Below are 18,410 nucleotides of genomic sequence, written 5' to 3' on the forward strand. Positions count from 1 at the left end.
TAGCAAGGAGACCTCCCATGAAGGACGCCTTCGGCATCCCGCAGTCCCTGCTCCTCCTCGGCGGCACCTCCGAGATCGGACTCGCCACCGCCCGCCGGCTGATCACGCGCCGGACCCGCACGGTCCGGCTGGCCGGGCGCCCCTCCCCCGCACTGGAGGCCGCCGCCGAGTCGCTGCGCGCGCTCGGCGCGGACGTACGGACCGTGCCCTTCGACGCGCTCGACACCGCCTCGCACGCCGAGCGGCTCGGCGGGATCTTCGCCGAGGGAGACGTCGACCTCGTCCTGCTCGCGTTCGGCGTCCTCGGCGACCAGGCCCACGACGAGGCCGACCCGGCCGCGGCCGTGCGGGTCGCCCAGACCAACTACACGGGCGCCGTCTCCGCCGGCCTGGTGTGCGCGCAGGCCCTGCAGGCACAGGGGCACGGATCGCTGGTGGTGCTGTCCTCGGTGGCCGGCGAACGCGCCCGGCGCGCCGACTTCATCTACGGATCGTCCAAGGCCGGACTCGACGCGTTCGCCCAGGGACTGGGGGACGCGATGCATGGGACCGGCGTGCACGTCATGGTCGTACGGCCGGGGCCCGTGCGCTCCCGGACCACCCCGGGGACCGGGGGGACGACACCGGCGACCACTCCGGAGGCGGTCGCGACGGCGATCGAGCTGGGTCTGCGGCGCCGGACGGAGACCGTATGGGTCCCCGGGACGCTGCGCGTGGTGATGTCGGCGCTGCGGCACGTGCCGCGGTCGGTGTTCCGGCGCCTGCCGGTGTGACCGCCTCCGGGAGACGCGGCCGGCCGCCACGGGGCGGCCGGTCAGCCCGCCGCGGGAGTGGGGGTGTCGACCGGGGAACCCTGCACGGGGACGCCGGAGACGGGCCGGCCACGGCCGAACTCGTACGCGCGGAGCTTGCGCCACACCGCGTCCGCGCCCTGCTCGTAGAGCGCGAAGGAGCGACAGGTCCAGGCGGCCTCGTAGCCGGAGAGCTCCCGGAACGCCCGGTCCATCGCCTCCTCGGAGATGCCGTGCGCCACGGTGACGTGCGGGTGGTACGGGAACTGGAGCTCGCGCACCAGCGGACCGTCCTCGTCCCTGATCCGCCGCTGGAGCCCGTTGCAGCCGGGAACACCCTGGGCGAGCTTGACGAAGACCACCGGGGACAGCGGGCGGAACGTTCCGGTGCCGCGCAGCCGCATGGCGAAGGGGGTGCACTCCGAGGCGACGCCGGCGAGGTGCGCCTCGATCTCCGGAAGGCGTCGCGCGTCCACCTCGGTCGGCGGGAGGAGCGTCACGTGCGTGGGGATGCCGTGGGCGGCCGGGTCCCCGAAGCCGGCGCGCCGCTCCTGGAGCAGGCTGCCGTAGGGCTCCGGGACCGCGATCGAAACGCCGAGCGTTACGGTCCCCACGTCGTTCTCCTCCGTCGTCGAGCTGCGGGTGCGGATGGTGGTGCAGCCGCCAGTGTGCGGCCTGCACCACCCCTGTGGCCAGAGTCCTCGGACCCGGCCTTCGGTCGGTCGCCGGTCAGTGCTTCGCGGGCAGGAAGCCCACCCGCTCGTAGGTCCGCGCCAGGGTCTCCGCGGCCACCGCTCGGGCCTTCTCGGCTCCCTTGGCCAGGAGGGAGTCCAGCGTCTCCGGGTCGTCCAGATATTCCTGGGTGCGAGCCCTGAAGGGTGTGACGAAGTCCACCATGACCTCGGCCAGGTCGGTCTTCAGCGCGCCGTACATCTTGCCCTCGTAGGACCGCTCCAGCGCGGCGACCGACGTCCCGGTGAGGGTGGACATGATGGTCAGCAGGTTGGAGACGCCCGGCTTGTGCTCCGGGTCGAAGCGGATGACCGTGTCGGTGTCGGTGACCGCGCTCTTGACCTTCTTGCCCGTCGTCTTCGGCTCGTCGAGCAGGTTGATCAGACCCTTCGGCGTCGACGCCGACTTGCTCATCTTGACCGTCGGGTCCTGCAGGTCGTAGATCTTCGCCGTCTCCTTGAGGATGTACGGCGACGGAACGGTGAAGGTCTCGCCGAAGCGCCCGTTGAACCGCTCCGCGAGGTCGCGGGTCAGTTCGATGTGCTGGCGCTGGTCCTCGCCGACGGGAACCTCGTTGGCCTGGTAGAGCAGGATGTCGGCGACCTGGAGGATCGGGTACGTGAAGAGACCGACGGTGGCGCGGTCGGCACCCTGCTTGGCGGACTTGTCCTTGAACTGGGTCATGCGGGCTGCCTCGCCGAAGCCGGTGAGGCAGTTCATGACCCAGCCGAGCTGCGCGTGCTCGGGCACGTGGCTCTGGACGAAGAGGGTGCAGCGCTCGGGGTCGAGACCGGCGGCGAGCAGCTGGGCGGCGGCGAGCCGGGTGTTCGCCCGCAGCTCGGCGGGGTCCTGCGGAACCGTGATCGCGTGCAGGTCGACGACCATGTAGAAGGCGTCGTGGGTCTCCTGGAGGGCGACCCACTGGCGGACGGCGCCGAGGTAGTTGCCGAGGTGGAACGAGCCTGCGGTGGGCTGGATTCCGGAGAGCACACGGGGACTGTCAGAGGCCATGCTCGTCATTCTCTCAGGTGTGGGAACCGATCCCGGACTGCCGGTGCGCCCCCGGCCGTGAGGGCGCCGAGGGAACCTTCCGGCCGTCGCCGCGCGGACGGGGCGGGCGGGGACGGCCGAGGCCACGGTCCGCGCTCCCGGGCGGACCGTGGCCGGTGAGACGAGGAACACAGCGCGAGGCCGGCCGGCGGCGGGGGCGGGACGGGGCGGCGGGCGGCCTCACCTTCGACGCGGGGTGACCCAGGTCACTTCCGGTGCGCGGCCGGACTCGCCCGGGTACGCCGGTCGCCGGGCGTCCTCGCCGGCTTCGGGGTGTCGTCACCGATGTTTCCGCGTCCGGCATCCGAGCGACGATAGGAAAGGGGCGCCACACCCGCCCCAGGCCGCAGGATGAACGGAGACCCCGTGTCGAGAACGCAGGACGCGATCGCTTCCGCGGAGGCGCACAGCGCACACAACTACCACCCCCTGCCCCTCGTGATCGCCTCGGCGGACGGGGCGTGGATGACGGACGTCGAGGGCCGCCGCTACCTCGACCTGCTCGCCGGCTACTCGGCACTGAACTTCGGCCACGGCAACCGGCGGCTGATCGACGCCGCGCGGGCGCAGCTGGAGCGGGTGACGCTCACCTCGCGGGCGTTCCACCACGACCGGTTCGCGGAGTTCTGCGCCCGGCTCGCCGAACTGTGCGGCAAGGAGATGGTCCTGCCGATGAACACGGGGGCGGAGGCGGTCGAGACGGCCGTGAAGACCGCCCGGAAGTGGGGGTACGAGGTCAAGGGCGTGCCCGACGGGCACGCGAAGATCGTCGTGGCGGCGAACAACTTCCACGGTCGGACGACGACGATCGTCAGCTTCTCGACGGATCACGAGGCGCGCGACCACTTCGGGCCGTACACCCCGGGGTTCGAGATCGTGCCGTACGGCGATCCGACGGCCCTGGAGGCGGCGGTCACGGAGAACACGGTGGCGGTGCTCCTGGAGCCGATCCAGGGCGAGGCCGGGGTCCTGGTGCCGCCCGCCGGGTATCTACGCGGGGTGCGGGAGCTGACCCGCGCCCGGAACGTCCTCTTCATCGCGGACGAGATCCAGTCGGGCCTCGGCCGGACCGGCAAGACCTTCGCGTGCGAGCACGAGGACGTCGTGCCCGACATGTACGTCCTGGGCAAGGCGCTGGGCGGTGGCGTCGTACCGGTCTCGGCGGTGGTCGCCGACCGTGAGGTGCTGGGCGTGTTCCGGCCGGGTGAGCACGGGTCGACGTTCGGCGGGAACCCGCTGGCGTGCGCGGTGGCCCTGGAGGTCATCGCGATGTTGAGGACCGGCGAGTACCAGCAGCGCGCCACGGAGCTGGGCGAGCACCTGCACGCCGAACTGGGCCTGCTGGCGGGCGGTGGAGCCGTGGAGGCGGTGCGCGGTCGCGGACTGTGGGCGGGCGTGGACATCGCGCCTTCCCGGGGCACGGGCCGGGAGATCTCGGAGAAGCTGATGGACCGCGGTGTGCTGGTCAAGGACACCCACGGTTCGACGATCCGGATCGCTCCCCCGCTGGTGATCGGCAAGGAGGACCTGGACTGGGGGCTGGAGCAGCTGCGCGCGGTGCTGTCGGCCTGACACCGGACCGGTCCGGCCCCGTTCCGGACCGGTGCCACCGCCGGCCCGCGATCCGGGGCCCCGGGCCGGCGTTGCGGACGGGAACGGACCGGCGGTCGGGCCGGGGGCGAACACGGGCCGTCCGCGGGGGACGGGAACGGACCGGCACGGCGGACCGAGGCAACTCGACCTCTTGACAGCCCAGTTGGTCTGGACCAATCATTTCCGCCATGCCGAGACCCCCTCTGCGCCACGCCCTGCGCGGCGCGCTCGCCGCCCTCGTCCCCCTCGCGCTGCTCGGCGCGTTCAGCGGCCCCGCCACCGGGGCCCCCCGCGCGGCCTGGCCGGAGCCCGTACCGGTCGTCTCGCACGTCGACACGGAGGACCCGGTCGTCTTCATCACCATCGACGACGGCTGGTACCACGACCCGGCGGCGGCGGCGATCCTGCTCGAACGGCACGTGCCCGCCTCGCTTTTCGTGCTGCCCGGCGCCTACTCGTACGACTCCGGCTACTTCCGCGCCCTGCTCGACCACGGGCCCTCGCGGGTCGAGAACCACACGGTGAACCATCCCGACCTGACCACTCTCGACGCCGCCGGCCAGAAGGCCGAGATCTGCGGAGCCCGCGACCGGCACCTCGCACGGTTCGGAGACGGGCCCCGGCTGCTGCGCCCGCCCTACGGGACATACGACGCGGCCACCCGGACCGCCGCCCGCGCCTGCGGGGCCAAGGCCCTGGTGACCTGGACCCACGACCTGACCACCTGGGGGGAGCAGCCGCCGCCGACCCCCCGCCTGGAGGCCGGAGACATCGTCCTGCTGCACTTCACCGAGTCGCTGGCGGCGGACCTCACCCGCACCCTGGCCGCCGCCGACGCGGCGGGGCTGAAGCCCGCGCCGCTGCGGGACCACCTTCCGGACTGGTGACCGACGCGGGCGGGCCGCACGGAGCACGCGGGCCACTCAAGGGGCGCGGACCTCTCAGAGCCTGCCGGGTGGCCTCTGACCGGCGGCCGAAGTCCACCCGACAGGCCCTCAGAGGATCACATGCGGCAGGAAGCGCGCGTACTCGTCCGTGACGAGGCCCGCCGACTCGCGGATGCCGACCCCCGCCGCCTCGTCCTCGACGACCCAGGCACCGAGCACCACCCGGTTGCCGTCGAAGTCGGGCAGCGCAGCCAACTCCTGGTAGCAGCAGTCCTCGTCACGCGGAACCACCGGGGCGCCGGGCTCGTGCACCGTCACGCCGGCGCCCTCGCGGCCGAGGAGCGGCTTGGCCACGTACCCGGTCGTCGAGGCCAGCTCGCGAGGACCGTCGAGGTAGGCGGGCAGCAGGTTCGGATGGCCCGGGTAGAGCTCCCACAGCACGGCGAGCAGCGCCTTGTTGGAGAGCAGCATCTTCCAGGCGGGCTCGATCCAGCAGGTGGTGCCGGTCCCGCCGCCGTTGTCCAGGGTGTCCAGGACGTGCGGACCGAAACGGTCGGTGGCCAGCCACTCCCACGGGTACAGCTTGAAGCAGCTGCGGATGTAGCGGAGCCGGTCGTCCACGAAGCGTCCGGACAGCCGGTCCCAGCCGATCCCCTCCACGGACAGCGCCTCCGTGTCGAGCCCGGCCTGCTGCGCGGTCTCGCGCAGGTAGGCGACCGTCATCAGGTCCTCGCCGAGCTCGTCCCCGTCGGAGTGGACGAAGTGGACGGGGCTGCCGGGCGGCAGCAGCGGGGCCTGGCGGCGCCAGGCGTCGACGAGTCGCTCGTGGAGCGAGTTCCACTGGTCGGCGCCGGGAAAGCGCTCCTCCATCCAGAACCACTGCGGGCTCGCGGCCTCGACCAGCGACGTGGGGGTGTCGGCGTTGTACTCCAGCATCTTCGCCGGGCCGGTGCCGTCGTAGCGGAGGTCGAACCGGCCGTAGAGAGAAGGGAGTTCGGCACGGCGCCGCCAGGACTCGGCGACCAGCGAGGCGAGCCGGGGATCAGTCATCCCGAGATCCGCGAAACGTTCCTGCCGGACGATGTGCGCGGCGGCGGCCAGACACATGGCGTGGAGCTCCTCGACCACCTCCTCCAGCTCCTCGACCTCGGCCAGCGTGAAGGAGTAGTACGCGCTCTCGTCCCAGTACGGGCGCAGGGAGCCGTCGGGGTAGCGGGTCAGGGGGTAGACGAGCCCCTGTTCCTCGACGGTCCGCTGCCAGTCGGGCCGGGGTTCGATCGTGTGCCGTCTCATGGTGTGCGATCAGCCGCCGCCCGAGCCGGAGCAGCCGAAACCGCCGGTGTCGACGGCGGCCTTGTCGAAGCTGCCGCCGCTGAACCGGCCGTCGCGCTCCGATCCGCCGTAGTAGTACGAACCGCGGGTGGAGCCGCCTGCCCCGCTACCACTGCCACCGCCACCGCTGCCGCTGCCGCTCGCGCACTCGTAGCTGGGCAGCTTCTCGCGGGTCAGCGGGTCCACACACCGTTTGTCCGGCTCGGCTCCGCAGGCGGTCACCGTCGCCGCGAGCACGCCCATTCCCCCGAGCACCACCGTGCTCGACCTCAGTCTGCGCATCTGCGCCGCCTTCCCCATCTCCCCGTAGCGTGGCCGCGACCGCACAGTGTAGGCCGGTCGTTTCCAGCCGCCGCACGAGGCCGTGTCCGCAGAAGTATGGAGACGGCGGTGCCCACCTCGGCGCTCCGTCGGGGCTTCGGTCAGGGCAGCACCCGGCACAGGGCCCGCAGCGCCCCGTTCCACCCGCTGTCCGGAGGGGTCGCGTAGCCGACGACGAGACCGTCGAACGCCGGGGGCACGCCGGAACGGCGGAAGCGGTCGAGGCCCAGCACGGCGAGACCCTGCCAGGCCGCCGAGCGCAGCACCGCGGGCTCCGTACCCGGCGGCAGTCGCAGCACCGCGTGGAGCCCGGCCGCGATCCCGCTCACCCGGGTCTCCGGGGAGTGCGCGGCGACCGCCTCCACCAGCTGGTCCCGGCGCCGGCGGTAGCGCAGCCGCATGGCCCGCACATGCCGGTCGTACGCCCCCGAGGAGAGGAACTCCGCGAAGGTCAGCTGCTCCAGCGAGCTGGACACCCAGTCGACCCTCCCCTTGGCCGCCGCCACCTCGTCCACCAGCCCCTCCGGCAGCACCATCCACGCCAGCCGCAGCCCCGGGGCCAGGGACTTGCTCGACGTACCCAGGTACACCACCCGCTCCGGGTCGAGGCCCTGGAGCGCGCCGACCGGCTGCCGGTCGTACCGGAACTCGCCGTCGTAGTCGTCCTCCAGGACCAGGCCCCCGGACACCCGCGCCCAGTCGACCACGGCCGCCCGCCGGTCGGAGGGGAGCGCACCGCCGAGCGGGAACTGGTGGGCGGCGGTCAGCAGCACCGCGCCCACCCCCTTCATGTCCGCCAGGGTCTCGGTGCGGGTGCCGCGTTCGTCCAGGGGCAGTGCCGGCAGCCGCAGTGCCGCCCGGGTCAGCAGGTCCGCGTGCACGTCGAGCCCGTAGGACTCCACCGCCACCTCCCTCACCCGGCGGGCCCGCAGCACCTGGCCCATCAGCATCAGCCCGTGCACGAAGCCGGAGCAGATCACGATCCGTTCCGGCCGCGCGAACACCCCCCGCGCGCGGGCCAGATACTCGGCGAGCGCGGTCCGCAGTTCGATCCGGCCGCGTGGATCGCCGTAGCCGAACGCCTCGTGCGGAGCCGCCGTCAGCGCCCGCCGGGACGCCTTGAGCCACTCGGCGCGCGGGAAGGACGCGAGGTCGGGCACGCCCGCCTTCAGGTCGTACGCCGGCCGTCCCGGCGCCGGACGGGACGCCGTCGGGGCGCGGGGCGCCGACGTGGGCCGGGGGGCGGCCCGCCGGGCGACCCGGGTGCCGGAGCCCTGGCGCGCCGTCAGCCAGCCCTCGGCGACGAGTTCGGCGTACGCGTCGGCGACGGTGTTGCGGGCCACGCCCAGGTCCGCGGCGAGCGAACGCGAGGACGGCAGCCGGGTGTCCGCCTCGAGGCGCCCGCTGCGCACCGCCTCCCGCAGGGCGTCCATCAGCCCCGCGCGGAGCTTCGCCCCCGACAGTTCGAGGTGCAGGTCCGCACCGAAAGTGGCCCAGTCATTCGCCATGGAAATGGACCATACTCCCCAGCCAACCGGTCCGTACGGTGGACCCATGACGACCACGGCAGACGACCCGGCCACCGCGGCGACGACGGCTCCGCACCCGGAGGACGGGAACGGGGAGACGCCCCGCGCCCACGAGCACGCGCCCCGCCTCCGCCTCGCCGAGCTGCTTCCCGACTTCTACCGGGCCATGGTCCGGCTGGAGGCCGCCGCCGCTCAGGGTGTCGACCCGACACTCCACCACCTGATCAAGATCCGCGCCTCGCAGATCAACCACTGCGCCTTCTGCATCGACATGCACACCAAGGACGCCCTGGCGGAAGGCGAATCCGTCGAGCGGATCGTCCAGTTGTCCGCCTGGGAGGAGTCCCGGCACTTCTACACCGAACGGGAGCTCGCGGCGCTCGCGCTGACCGAGGCCGTCACCGTCCTCACCGACGGCTTCGTGCCGGACGCGGTGTACGCCGGGGCGGCGGCCGTGTTCGACGAGACCGAACTCGCCCGGATCATCGCCGCGATCACGACGATCAACGCCTGGAACAGGATCGGCGTCTCCACCCGCATGACCCCCGGTCACTACACCCCGGGGATGTTCCGGAAGTGAGCGCCGCGGCGCTCCGCGCACTACACCGGGGACGGGCCACGGACGATCCGCTGGTCGTGCCGGGCCCGTGGGACGCCGCCTCCGCCCGGGTCTTCGAGGGGGCCGGGTTCCCCACGCTCGCGACGCCGAGCGCGGGAGTCGCCGCCTCACTCGGGTACCAGGACGGGCGGACGCCGCCCGGGGAGATGTTCGCCGCCGTGGCGCGGATCGTGCGGGCCGTGTCCGTGCCGGTCACCGCCGATCTGGAGGACGGCTACGGGCTGTCCCCGCGGGAGCTGGTGGAACGGGCTCTGGAGACCGGTGCCGTGGGCGTCAACCTGGAGGACTCCGACCGGTCCGGCGTGCTCGGGGACCCGCGGGCGCAGGCGGACCGGCTGGCGGAGGTGCGGGCGGCGGCCGGCGGCGCGCTCTTCCTCAACGCCCGTGTCGACGCCTACCTCACGGCGGGCGACGATCCGGCAGCCGCCGCGATCGGGCGCGGTCGGCTCTACGCGGCGGCCGGGGCCGACTGCGTCTACCCGATCGCCGCCCCGGCCGGGGATCTGCCCCGGCTGCGCGCGGGAATCGGGGCGCCGCTCAACTTCCTCGCCCGGGACGGCGATCCGCCGTCCGCCGAGCTCGGCGCGCGCGGCGCGACCCGGATCACCTTCGGCCACGGGCTGCTGCTGCGTTCCCTGCGCGGCCTCACCGAGCTGGCCCGGGACCTGAGGATGGCCTGAACTCCCGCCAGTACGGGGTACGGAGGCCGCGGAACGGACGGCGCGCGACGGGGGGACGCGCCGCCCGCCCCGCACAGCACGGCACCCCCGGCCGGGAAGGGCCGGGGGTGCCGTCTTGTACGGGGCGGGCGTGGGCGCGGACGGAAGGGTCCGCGCCACGGCCCGGTGCTCGGGCGAGGCCCGACAGGCTCTCAGATGAGGCCCAGCTCGCGGACCGCGTCGCGCTCCTCGGCCAGCTCCTGGACCGAGGCGTCGATGCGGGTGCGGGAGAACTCGTTGACGTCCAGGCCCTGGACGATCTCGTACGCGCCGTCCTTGCAGGTGACGGGGAACGAGGAGATCAGGCCCTGCGGGACGCCGTACGAACCGTCCGACGGGATGCCCATGGAGGTCCAGTCGCCCTCGGCGGTGCCGTTGACCCAGGTGTGGACGTGGTCGATGGCGGCGTTCGCGGCGGAGGCGGCGGACGAGGCGCCACGGGCCTCGATGATCGCGGCACCCCGCTTGGCGACGGTCGGGATGAAGGTGTCGGCCAGCCATGCCTCGTCGGCGACGACCTCGGCGGCGTTCTTGCCGGCGATCTCCGCGTGGAAGACGTCCGGGTACTGGGTCGCCGAGTGGTTGCCCCAGATGGTGAGGCGCTTGATGTCCTCGACCGAGGCGCCCGTCTTGGCGGCCAGCTGCGACAGCGCGCGGTTGTGGTCCAGGCGGGTCATCGCGGTGAAGCGCTCGGCCGGGACGTCCGGCGCGGCGGCCTGGGCGATGAGGGCGTTGGTGTTGGCCGGGTTGCCGACGACGAGGACCTTGACGTCGTCCGCGGCGTGGTCGTTGATGGCCTTGCCCTGCGGCTTGAAGATGCCGCCGTTGGCGGCGAGCAGGTCGCCGCGCTCCATGCCCTTGGTGCGGGGGCGGGCGCCGACGAGCAGCGCGACGTTCGCGCCCTCGAAGCCCTGGTTCGGGTCGTCGAAGATGTCGATGCCCTTGAGCAGCGGGAACGCGCAGTCGTCGAGCTCCATGGCGGTGCCCTCGGCGGCCTTCACGCCCTGCGGGATCTCGAGGAGGCGCAGTTTGACCGGCACGTCCGCGCCGAGCAGGTGGCCGGAGGCGATGCGGAAGAGCAGCGCGTAGCCGATCTGGCCGGCCGCGCCGGTCACGGTGACATTCACGGGAGTGCGGGTCATGGCGATCTCCGTAAGACAGCTGGCGGTGGGGGTCCCTGCCCCTGGTGCGGGATACCCCTCTTGATCGATCGGTGTCTCGACATGAAGAGATATCCAGCGGTCAGGCTATCCGACCCGGGGCCGCTCCAATCCCCACCCCCTTGTGGTCCGGCTCACTGCCACCCGACCGCGCCCGGCCCGCGAACGGCAACGGGCCCAGGACCGTTCGCCCCCTCCCGGGCGGCGCGCCCGCCCGCAGTCCCCGGGGACGCGCGGCGCCGGAGGCACCGGAATGGTCACTTCCGTGCTACGGGGAACCGAGGGACCTTGAAGCCCCCTCGACAGGCGGACGACCCTGGAACGCGGTCGGCGCCCGCCCTCCCACGGGGGAGAGGGCGGGCGCCGGCGCCCGGCCCGGGGCCGCGACGACCGGCCGGCGTGTCGCGGGCCGGCGGCACGACGCGGCCTCAGGTCACCGTCAGGTGGAGGACGTCCTCCAGGAACGGGATCTGCAGCCAGGGGTCGGGCTGCACCATCAGGGCCAGCAGGACGATGAGCGTGCCCATCAGGCCGTAGGTGACCAGATCGGTGAAGCGCGACCGCACGGCGAGCATCCCCACCGAGGGCAGCGCCCGCCGTAGCGCGGCGCCGGTCAGCAGCGCGACCCCGACGAGGATCGTGCCGACCCTGAACGACTGCGGGAACAGGTCCGTGCCGACGATGAGCAGGCCGAGGCCGGCCAGTCCCAGCACGGTGAGCAGCGGCCACTGCCGGGCGGGGGCCGGCGCGTCGCCGGGTGCGGCGCGACCGCCGCCCTCCGGGCGCGCCGTGCCGGTGGTCACGGTCGGCGGGCGCCGGGACCTGCCGCGGGCGCCGGACCCCGTCGGGTCGTCGCCCCGCGGGGTGGAACCGGGGTCGTCCGCCGTGGTGCCGGGGGCCCCGGTCGGCACCGTCGCCCGCTCGGCGGCGGGGCGCGTGGCGTCGGCGGGAGGCGGCGCGTCGTCGGCCGCCCTCCCGTTCGCGGCGACGGCCGGGCGGCCGGCGGCGACCTCGGGCCCTCCGGCGCCCGCGGCGCGCCCCGTTTCCGGCTCGTCGGCGCCGGAGGCGCCCGGTGCGGGCATGGTCAGCGGGCCTCGGCCGCGCGCTCCGCGGCCTCGACGACGTTGACGAGGAGCTGTGCACGGGTCATGGGGCCCACACCGCCGGGGTTCGGCGAGATCCAGCCGGCGACCTCGGCGACACCGGGGTCGACGTCACCCAGGATCTTGCCCTCGCCGTTGCGCGAGACGCCGACGTCGAGCACGGCCGCTCCCGGCTTCACGTCCTGCGCCTTGATCAGATGAGGGACACCGGCGGCGGCCACGATGATGTCGGCCCGTCGCAGGTGGGCGGAGAGGTCACGGGTCCCGGTATGGCACTGCGTGACCGTCGCGTTCTCGGAGCGCCGGGTGAGGAGCAGCGGCATCGGACGGCCGATCGTCACCCCGCGTCCGACGACGACGACCTCCGCGCCGTTGATCTCCACGCCGTGCTCGCGGAGCAGCCGGACGATGCCGAAGGGGGTGCAGGGCAGCGGCGCCGGCTCGTTCAGGACGAGGCGTCCGAGGTTCGTCGGGTGCAGGCCGTCCGCGTCCTTGGCCGGGTCCATCAGCTCGAGCACGCGGTTCTCGTCGATGCCCTTGGGGAGCGGCAGCTGCACGATGTAGCCCGTGCACGCGGGGTCCTCGTTGAGCTCCCGTACGACCGCCTCGATCTCCTCCTGGGTGGCGCTGGCGGGCAGTTCGCGCTGGATCGAGGCGAGACCGACCTGCGCGCAGTCGCGGTGCTTGCCCGCGACGTACTTCTGGCTGCCCGGGTCGTCGCCGACCAGGATCGTGCCGAGACCGGGGGCCAGGCCCTTCTCCTTCAGGGCCGCCACACGGACGGTCAGATCGGACTTGATCGCGGCTGCGGTGGCCTTGCCATCGAGAATCTGGGCGCTCATGGCCCCCATCCTCCCGGATGACCCCCGCGTTGTTCCAATTCGTCGTCCCGGGGACCGCCGCACCGGGGAGCAGGACATCGCGTCCGCACAACGTCCGCGCATTCCGACTGGACAAGAAGTCGACGCGGCGACGACGATGGCCGCGCAGAGCCGCGGGCAGTGCCGGGGGGCAGAACCGCACACAAGCTGTGATCACTCCTCCGCACGGGCCGCGTCGTCCCGGCACAACCCACGGAGGAATCCCGCGATGAGCTTCGGCGAACCGAACAACCCTTACGGCCAGCAGCCCAAGGACGGCGGGCAGCCCGGCTACGGCTACCCGCAGCAGACCCCCCAGGGTGTTCCGTCGCAGTACGGCTACCCCCAGGCGCCTCCGGTCCAGCAGCCCTACGGCGGCGGGTACCCGGGCGCGGCCATGGAGATGCCGGGCGGGGTGAAGGCGGCCCGCGTGATGCTGTGGGTGATCGGTGGCCTGAATCTGCTCGGTGCCTTCGCCGTCATCGCGATGGGTGTCGCCTTCGACGAACTCGACACCTCGAGCGCCTCCAGCGCCGACGCGCAGGCGTTCCAGGACTTCGGCCAGGGCCTCCTCATCGGCCTCGGCGTGTTCGTGCTGATCTTCGCCGTGCTCGCCATGGTGCTGGCCGCCAAGTTCAAGTCCGGCGGCAACGGCGTGCGTATCTGCTCCATCGTCTACGCGGCCTTCGTGGCGCTGTTCGCCCTCTTCTCGCTGCCCCTGGGCATCATCAGCCTCGCCCTGGGCGTCCTGATCATCGTCTTCGTGGCGAAGGCGGACGGAACGGCCTGGTTCAACCGCCACAAGCAGCAGTACTGAGCGACCCGCGGCGAAGGGGGGCCGGTTCCGCGCGGAACCGGCCCCCCTTCGCCGCGGACGGGCACAGGCCGGGCGGGCGCCCGCGGACTCAGGCCCGTCGCAGCACCACGAACTGCCCGGCCCGAGCGGCCACCTCGTAGCGCGCCTCCGGGTGGAGCTGCGAGGCCAGCAGCACCGGGTCCGTGACCGGCTGGGACCAGCCCGAGGCGAGGTCCAGCGCGAGGTACTCGGGGCTGACCCCCTTCGCACCGCCCACCCAGTAGACCGTGTGATCGGCGGTGAGGTGGGCCATGAGCGTCACGTTCGTCTCCACGCTCGACCCGTCGGGAACCGCCTCCACCGCCCGCCGGGCGTCCTGTGTGCGGACGTCCGTGCGGTAGGTCTCCGCACTCAGCAGCCCCCGCAGCGGCAGGTCCAGGGCGAGCACGATCGCGACGGCCGTCACCACCGGCACGACGACCTTGCCGTAGGAGACGAGCCAGGGCCGCGGCGAGGTACGGACGGCACGTACGCCGTCCACCAGGGCCAGGAAGACCACCGGCATCAGGATGGCGCTGTAGTGCCAGAGCATCCCCCAGTGGTTGGGGTCCTGGGAGACGAAGCGCCAGCCGAGCGTCGGCAGGACGAGCAGCATCAGCGGGGAGCGCAGGGCGAGGAAGCCGGTGATCCCGACGAGGAAGAGGACCATCTCCCACTTCACGTCGGAGCCGAGCGAGCCGAGCAGGGCGTCCGCGAGGGAGACGTCGGTGCCCGCGCTCGACTTCTCGATCTTGGCCCAGTAGTCGTACTGGCCGACCCGGCTCGCGGCCGGGATCAGGACCAGGACCGTCAGGGCGAAGGCCCCGACCCCGAAACCGGCCAGGGCGGCGCCGAGCCGTCTCCGGCCGCGCAGGAAGAGGACGGCGCCGACCATCGCGACCGTCAGGCCCATGTCCTCCTTGACCAGGACCAGCGGGGCCGCCCAGGCCGCCGCAGCGGTCCAGCGCGACAGCAGCAGGGCCCGGCAGGTCAGGGCGAGCAGCGGAACGGCGAAGGCGATCTCGTGGAAGTCGGACTTGACCGCCTCCTGGAGCCCCCAGGACAGCCCGTAGGCGACGGCGATCCCGAGACCGGCCGCGCAGCTGCCCAGCACCTGATGGGCGGTACGCCCGACGACGGCGGCGGAGGCGGCGAACAGCGCGGCCTGGGCGAAAAGCAGTGCGAGGGGCGAGGACCAGATCCAGTACAGCGGCGCCAGGAGCGCGGTCACCGGACTGAAGTGGTCCCCGAGTATGAGGAAGCCGGGCCCCTTGATGTCGACGACCGGCGCACGGAGCTCCGCGTAGGCCCGGACGGACTGCTCGAAGATCCCCAGGTCCCAGGAGGGCGTGCGGAAGCGCTCGTACTGCACCCAGGAGTAGAGGAAGTAGAGGCCGCAGAGCGCGACGGCCACGAGCGCGTACGGGAGCCACGGCACCCGGGCACCGGTGTCCGGCGGACCGGCGTCGTCGCGTACGTCGGTGTCGGCCGCGGCGCCGGTGGTTCCCGCCGCCGCACCGCTCTGCACATCCAGCACCGCGCCCCCACTGACCAGCCGCCGACGAAAGAGCAACCCATTAGACCAGAGACCACCCGAACGGCGGGACGGGTCGCGGGCCGGTGACGTTCCGCGGCCGGCGGTACGGGCACGGCCCGCCGGCCGGGAGTGACCGGCGGGCCCTGCCCGTGCGTCGTGTCCGCGTCCGTCAGTGGAAGAAGTGGCGGGTGCCCGTGAAGTACATGGTCACGCCGGCCTTCTTCGCGGCCTCGACGACCTGCTCGTCACGGACCGAGCCACCGGGCTGCACGACCGCCCGGACGCCGGCCTCCAGCAGGATCTCCAGGCCGTCGGGGAAGGGGAAGAAGGCGTCGGAGGCGGCGAAGGAACCGCGCGCCCGCTCCTCGCCGGCACGCTCGACGGCGAGCTTGGCGGAGTCCACGCGGTTGACCTGTCCCATGCCGACGCCGACCGAGGCGCCGCCCCTGGCCAGCAGGATCGCGTTGGACTTGACGGCGCGGCACGCGTTCCACGCGAAGGCGAGCTCGGCCAGTTCCTCGGCGGACAGCGCCTCACCCGTGGCCAGGGTCCAGTTCTCGGGCTTGTCGCCGTCGGCCTGGAGCCGGTCGGTGACCTGGAGCAGCGCGCCGCCGTCGATGGGCTTGACCTCGACCGGGTCGGCCGGGGCGCCCTCGGCGCGCAGGACCCGGATGTTCTTCTTCCTGGCGAGGACCTCCACCGCGCCGTCCTCGTAGCCGGGGGCGACGATGACCTCGGTGAAGATCTCGGCCACCTGCTCGGCCATCGCGACGGAGACCGGACGGTTGACGGCGATCACGCCGCCGAACGCGGAGAGCGGGTCGCAGGCGTGCGCCTTGCGATGGGCCTCGGCGACGTCCGCGCCGACGGCGATGCCGCACGGGTTCGCGTGCTTGATGATCGCGACGCAGGGCTCGGCGTGGTCGTACGCGGCCCGGCGCGCCGCGTCGGTGTCCGTGTAGTTGTTGTACGACATCTCCTTGCCGTGCAGCTGCTCCGCCTCGGCCAGGCCGCCGGTGCCGTCGACGTAGAGCGCGGCGCCCTGGTGCGGGTTCTCGCCGTAGCGGAGTACCGCGGAACGCTCGTAGGTGGCGCCCAGGAAGTCGGGGAAGCCGGAGTCGTCGGCGGCGGCGTAGTCGTCGGCGAACCAGGCGGCCACGGCGACGTCGTAGGCGGCGGTGTGCTGGAACGCCTCGGCCGCAAGCCGCTTGCGGGCCGCGAGTTCGAAGCCGCCCTCGCGGGCCGCGGTGAGCACGTCGGCGTAGCGGGCCGGGCTGGTGACGACGGCGACCGAGGGGTGGTTCTTGGCGGCGGCACGGACCATCGAGGGGCCGCCGATGTCGATCTGCTCGACGCACTCGTCGGGGGTGGCGCCGGAGGCGACGGTCTCCTTGAACGGGTACAGGTTCACGACCACCAGGTCGAAGGGCTCGACACCCAGCTCGGCGAGCTGGGCGCGGTGGTCCTCCAAGCGCAGGTCGGCGAGGATGCCGGCGTGCACGCGCGGGTGGAGCGTCTTGACCCGGCCGTCCAGGCACTCGGGGAAGCCGGTCAGCTCCTCGACCTTGGTGACCGGGACGCCGGCCGCGGCGATCTTCGCGGCGGTGGAGCCGGTGGAGACGAGGGAGACACCCGCCTCGTGCAGGCCGCGGGCCAGCTCCTCCAGGCCGGTCTTGTCGTAGACACTGACGAGCGCGCGGCGGATGGGGCGCTTCGTACCTTCGGCGGTCACGGGATTGTTACCTTTCGTCCCTCAATGCGGTAGCCGTGCCGGGCCAGACGCCCCACGACCTCGACGAGCAGCGAACGCTCGACTTCCTTGATGCGCTCATGGAGAGCGGCTTCGTCGTCCTCGTCCCGGACCTCGACCACGCCCTGGGCGATGATGGGGCCGGTGTCGACACCGTCGTCGACGAAGTGGACGGTGCATCCGGTGACCTTCGCGCCGTACGCGAGCGCGTCCCGCACTCCGTGGGCACCGGGAAAGCTGGGCAGCAGCGCCGGGTGGGTGTTGACGACCCGCCCCCCGAAGCGACCCAGGAACTCCTTTCCCACGATCTTCATGAAGCCGGCCGAGACGACGAGGTCGGGTTCATGCGCGGCGGTGGCCTCGGTCAACGCCCGGTCCCACTCCTCGCGGGTGGCGAAGTCCTTCACCCGACACACGAAGGTGGGCAGCCCGGCGCGCTCGGCGCGCTCCAGCCCGGCGATGCCCTCGCGGTCGGCCCCGACCGCGACGATCTCAGCGCCGTAGGCGTCGGGACCGGCGGCGATGGCGTCGAGCAGGGCCTGGAGATTGGTGCCGGACCCTGAGACCAGGACGACGAGGCGGGCGGCCACGGAGGGACTCTTTTCGCTGTGCGGCGGAGCGGCTTGGTCGACGGACTGCGTCTTTGTGTGGTCATACGAATGAATCGTGTCCCGGGATACGGGGAACCCTACGAAGGGCTCGACCGTCAGCAACGATACCGGCACACCGGACGGCCCCCACGGGACGGGGGCGTGGCCGGGGGGTAGCGTCGGGGTTCGACGAAAGCAGACACCGCAGTCGCGACGACAGAGGGAAGACGTTCAGCAGATGCCGGAACGCCAGTCCACGGACGACAACAACCCGTTCGCGCCGCCGCCCGAAGGGCAGCCGGACCAGCCGTGGCAGCCACGGCGTCCGGAGGGCTCGGACGACGACCCGTCGTCCGGCCCGTCCGGGGATTCCGGGTCCTCGGGCTCCGGGGGACGCTGGAGCAGCCATCAGCCGGGCCGCTCCTCCGACGGCTTCGGCCGCCGCCCCGAGCGGCCGACGGGTCCGGGCGGCGGCCCGGAGGGAAACCGGAAGCCGGGCCTGAAGTGGGACCCGACGGACCCGGCCCAGCGCCGTGCGCGGTACGCGCTCCTCTCCGGCATGTGGGCGTTCTTCTTCGCGATCTTCGAGATCCGGGAACTCGCGCTGCTGCTGGGCGCCCTCGCCCTGTACTGGGCGGTCAGTGCCCTGCGCGCCAAGCCGAAGCCCGCGACCGGTGACCCGGCCGCCCCGTCGGCACCCGCCCCCCGCTCCGCGGCGCCGGCCGCTCCCGGCGCTCCCGTCGCGGCCCGCGCGCAGCGCACGGCGGCCGTCAGCGGACTGGTCGCGGGAGCCCTGGCCCTGCTGATCGTGGCCGGCAGCTTCACCATGCAGCTCGTCTACCGCGACTTCTACACCTGCGTCGACGACGCCCTGACCAAGTCCGGACAGCTGGCCTGCAACGACCTGCTGCCGAAGCAGCTCCAGGACGTCTTCGGGGTACGCGACTGACACCCGGCCCCGGGACGGCCCCCGCGGCGCCCGGCGCACCTCGCACGCGTCGT

18 protein-coding genes are annotated in these 18,410 nt (G+C 72.9%); 7 read left to right on the plus strand and 11 right to left on the minus strand.

What is annotated here, in order from left to right; all coding sequences use genetic code 11:
• Positions 1-17 precede the first annotated feature (17 nt).
• Entirely contained in the window at positions 18-773 is a 756-nt protein-coding gene (locus OG393_RS11670) for a decaprenylphospho-beta-D-erythro-pentofuranosid-2-ulose 2-reductase (RefSeq protein WP_327374599.1), read from the plus strand.
• A gap of 41 nt (positions 774-814) precedes the next feature.
• Here the strand turns inward: OG393_RS11670 and OG393_RS11675 are convergent, their stop codons facing one another.
• The gene (locus tag OG393_RS11675; RefSeq protein WP_327374600.1) at positions 815-1,405 is read right to left on the minus strand and encodes a 2'-5' RNA ligase family protein; all 591 of its coding nucleotides are present in this window, start codon (positions 1,403-1,405) and stop codon (positions 815-817) included.
• A gap of 115 nt (positions 1,406-1,520) precedes the next feature.
• Entirely contained in the window at positions 1,521-2,534 is a 1,014-nt protein-coding gene (gene trpS / locus OG393_RS11680) for a tryptophan--tRNA ligase (RefSeq protein ID WP_327374601.1), read from the minus strand.
• 405 nt (positions 2,535-2,939) lie between these two features.
• Between trpS and rocD the strand changes: the two genes are divergently transcribed.
• Together rocD and OG393_RS11690 are read left to right on the plus strand one after the other, a co-directional pair.
• A complete protein-coding gene (gene rocD, locus OG393_RS11685) occupies positions 2,940-4,145 on the plus strand; it encodes an ornithine--oxo-acid transaminase (protein ID WP_327374602.1) in 1,206 nt (401 codons plus the stop codon).
• Between the two features lie 209 nt (positions 4,146-4,354).
• Complete coding sequence (locus tag OG393_RS11690; protein ID WP_327374603.1) at positions 4,355-5,053, plus strand: polysaccharide deacetylase family protein; 699 nt, start codon at positions 4,355-4,357, stop codon at positions 5,051-5,053.
• Between the two features lie 108 nt (positions 5,054-5,161).
• Here the strand turns inward: OG393_RS11690 and OG393_RS11695 are convergent, their stop codons facing one another.
• From OG393_RS11695 to pdxR, 3 genes are all read right to left on the minus strand, one after another.
• The gene (locus tag OG393_RS11695; RefSeq protein ID WP_327374604.1) at positions 5,162-6,346 is read right to left on the minus strand and encodes a glutathionylspermidine synthase family protein; all 1,185 of its coding nucleotides are present in this window, start codon (positions 6,344-6,346) and stop codon (positions 5,162-5,164) included.
• A 9-nt stretch (positions 6,347-6,355) separates the two neighbouring features.
• Positions 6,356-6,667: a hypothetical protein gene (locus OG393_RS11700; RefSeq protein ID WP_327374605.1), complete on the minus strand. Its 312-nt coding sequence runs from the start codon at positions 6,665-6,667 to the stop codon at positions 6,356-6,358.
• A gap of 140 nt (positions 6,668-6,807) precedes the next feature.
• Positions 6,808-8,214, minus strand: coding sequence for a MocR-like pyridoxine biosynthesis transcription factor PdxR (gene pdxR / locus OG393_RS11705; RefSeq protein WP_327374606.1), 1,407 nt, complete (start codon positions 8,212-8,214; stop codon positions 6,808-6,810).
• A 46-nt stretch (positions 8,215-8,260) separates the two neighbouring features.
• Here pdxR and OG393_RS11710 point away from each other — a divergent pair, with 46 nt between their 5' ends.
• Positions 8,261-8,815 (plus strand): carboxymuconolactone decarboxylase family protein, encoded by a 555-nt coding sequence (locus OG393_RS11710; RefSeq protein ID WP_327374607.1) that lies wholly within the window; start codon positions 8,261-8,263, stop codon positions 8,813-8,815.
• A complete protein-coding gene (locus OG393_RS11715; protein WP_327374608.1) occupies positions 8,812-9,534 on the plus strand; it encodes an isocitrate lyase/PEP mutase family protein in 723 nt (240 codons plus the stop codon). The genes OG393_RS11710 and OG393_RS11715 overlap by 4 nt, the downstream gene beginning before the upstream one ends.
• Before the next feature lie 191 nt (positions 9,535-9,725).
• Here the strand turns inward: OG393_RS11715 and OG393_RS11720 are convergent, their stop codons facing one another.
• From OG393_RS11720 to OG393_RS11730, 3 genes are all read right to left on the minus strand, one after another.
• Entirely contained in the window at positions 9,726-10,715 is a 990-nt protein-coding gene (locus tag OG393_RS11720) for a malate dehydrogenase (protein WP_327374609.1), read from the minus strand.
• 446 nt (positions 10,716-11,161) lie between these two features.
• Positions 11,162-11,815 (minus strand): DUF3017 domain-containing protein, encoded by a 654-nt coding sequence (locus tag OG393_RS11725; RefSeq protein ID WP_327374610.1) that lies wholly within the window; start codon positions 11,813-11,815, stop codon positions 11,162-11,164.
• A 2-nt stretch (positions 11,816-11,817) separates the two neighbouring features.
• A complete protein-coding gene (locus OG393_RS11730; protein WP_327374611.1) occupies positions 11,818-12,678 on the minus strand; it encodes a bifunctional methylenetetrahydrofolate dehydrogenase/methenyltetrahydrofolate cyclohydrolase in 861 nt (286 codons plus the stop codon).
• A gap of 247 nt (positions 12,679-12,925) precedes the next feature.
• Between OG393_RS11730 and OG393_RS11735 the strand changes: the two genes are divergently transcribed.
• Positions 12,926-13,513, plus strand: coding sequence for a proline-rich domain-containing protein (locus OG393_RS11735; protein ID WP_327374612.1), 588 nt, complete (start codon positions 12,926-12,928; stop codon positions 13,511-13,513).
• Positions 13,514-13,601: 88 nt separating this feature from the next.
• On the opposite strand, the gene OG393_RS11740 is transcribed toward OG393_RS11735, so the two are convergent.
• The 3 genes from OG393_RS11740 to purN form a co-directional block, all read right to left on the minus strand.
• Positions 13,602-15,068, minus strand: coding sequence for a DUF2079 domain-containing protein (locus OG393_RS11740; RefSeq protein WP_442817292.1), 1,467 nt, complete (start codon positions 15,066-15,068; stop codon positions 13,602-13,604).
• A gap of 169 nt (positions 15,069-15,237) precedes the next feature.
• Positions 15,238-16,800 (minus strand): bifunctional phosphoribosylaminoimidazolecarboxamide formyltransferase/IMP cyclohydrolase, encoded by a 1,563-nt coding sequence (gene purH / locus OG393_RS11745; protein WP_327374613.1) that lies wholly within the window; start codon positions 16,798-16,800, stop codon positions 15,238-15,240.
• The gene (gene purN / locus OG393_RS11750; protein ID WP_327374614.1) at positions 16,797-17,408 is read right to left on the minus strand and encodes a phosphoribosylglycinamide formyltransferase; all 612 of its coding nucleotides are present in this window, start codon (positions 17,406-17,408) and stop codon (positions 16,797-16,799) included. Before purN ends, purH begins: the two co-directional genes overlap by 4 nt.
• Positions 17,409-17,646: 238 nt before the next feature.
• Here purN and OG393_RS11755 point away from each other — a divergent pair, with 238 nt between their 5' ends.
• A complete protein-coding gene (locus tag OG393_RS11755) occupies positions 17,647-18,357 on the plus strand; it encodes a hypothetical protein (protein ID WP_327374615.1) in 711 nt (236 codons plus the stop codon).
• Positions 18,358-18,410: the final 53 nt, after the last annotated feature.

Origin of the sequence: Streptomyces sp. NBC_01216, assembly GCF_035994945.1 — a bacterium.
In the GTDB taxonomy this organism is placed as follows: domain Bacteria; phylum Actinomycetota; class Actinomycetes; order Streptomycetales; family Streptomycetaceae; genus Streptomyces.

Coding starts and splice junctions, on each gene's coding strand:
- OG393_RS11670 (WP_327374599.1), top strand. CDS start 18: ATGAAGGACGCCTTCGGCATCCCGCAGTCCCTGCTCCTCCTCGGCGGC.
- trpS (WP_327374601.1), bottom strand. CDS start 2,534: ATGGCCTCTGACAGTCCCCGTGTGCTCTCCGGAATCCAGCCCACCGCA.
- OG393_RS11690 (WP_327374603.1), top strand. CDS start 4,355: ATGCCGAGACCCCCTCTGCGCCACGCCCTGCGCGGCGCGCTCGCCGCC.
- OG393_RS11695 (WP_327374604.1), bottom strand. CDS start 6,346: ATGAGACGGCACACGATCGAACCCCGGCCCGACTGGCAGCGGACCGTC.
- OG393_RS11700 (WP_327374605.1), bottom strand. CDS start 6,667: ATGCGCAGACTGAGGTCGAGCACGGTGGTGCTCGGGGGAATGGGCGTG.
- pdxR (WP_327374606.1), bottom strand. CDS start 8,214: ATGGCGAATGACTGGGCCACTTTCGGTGCGGACCTGCACCTCGAACTG.
- OG393_RS11710 (WP_327374607.1), top strand. CDS start 8,261: ATGACGACCACGGCAGACGACCCGGCCACCGCGGCGACGACGGCTCCG.
- OG393_RS11720 (WP_327374609.1), bottom strand. CDS start 10,715: ATGACCCGCACTCCCGTGAATGTCACCGTGACCGGCGCGGCCGGCCAG.
- OG393_RS11725 (WP_327374610.1), bottom strand. CDS start 11,815: ATGCCCGCACCGGGCGCCTCCGGCGCCGACGAGCCGGAAACGGGGCGC.
- OG393_RS11730 (WP_327374611.1), bottom strand. CDS start 12,678: ATGAGCGCCCAGATTCTCGATGGCAAGGCCACCGCAGCCGCGATCAAG.
- OG393_RS11735 (WP_327374612.1), top strand. CDS start 12,926: ATGAGCTTCGGCGAACCGAACAACCCTTACGGCCAGCAGCCCAAGGAC.
- OG393_RS11755 (WP_327374615.1), top strand. CDS start 17,647: ATGCCGGAACGCCAGTCCACGGACGACAACAACCCGTTCGCGCCGCCG.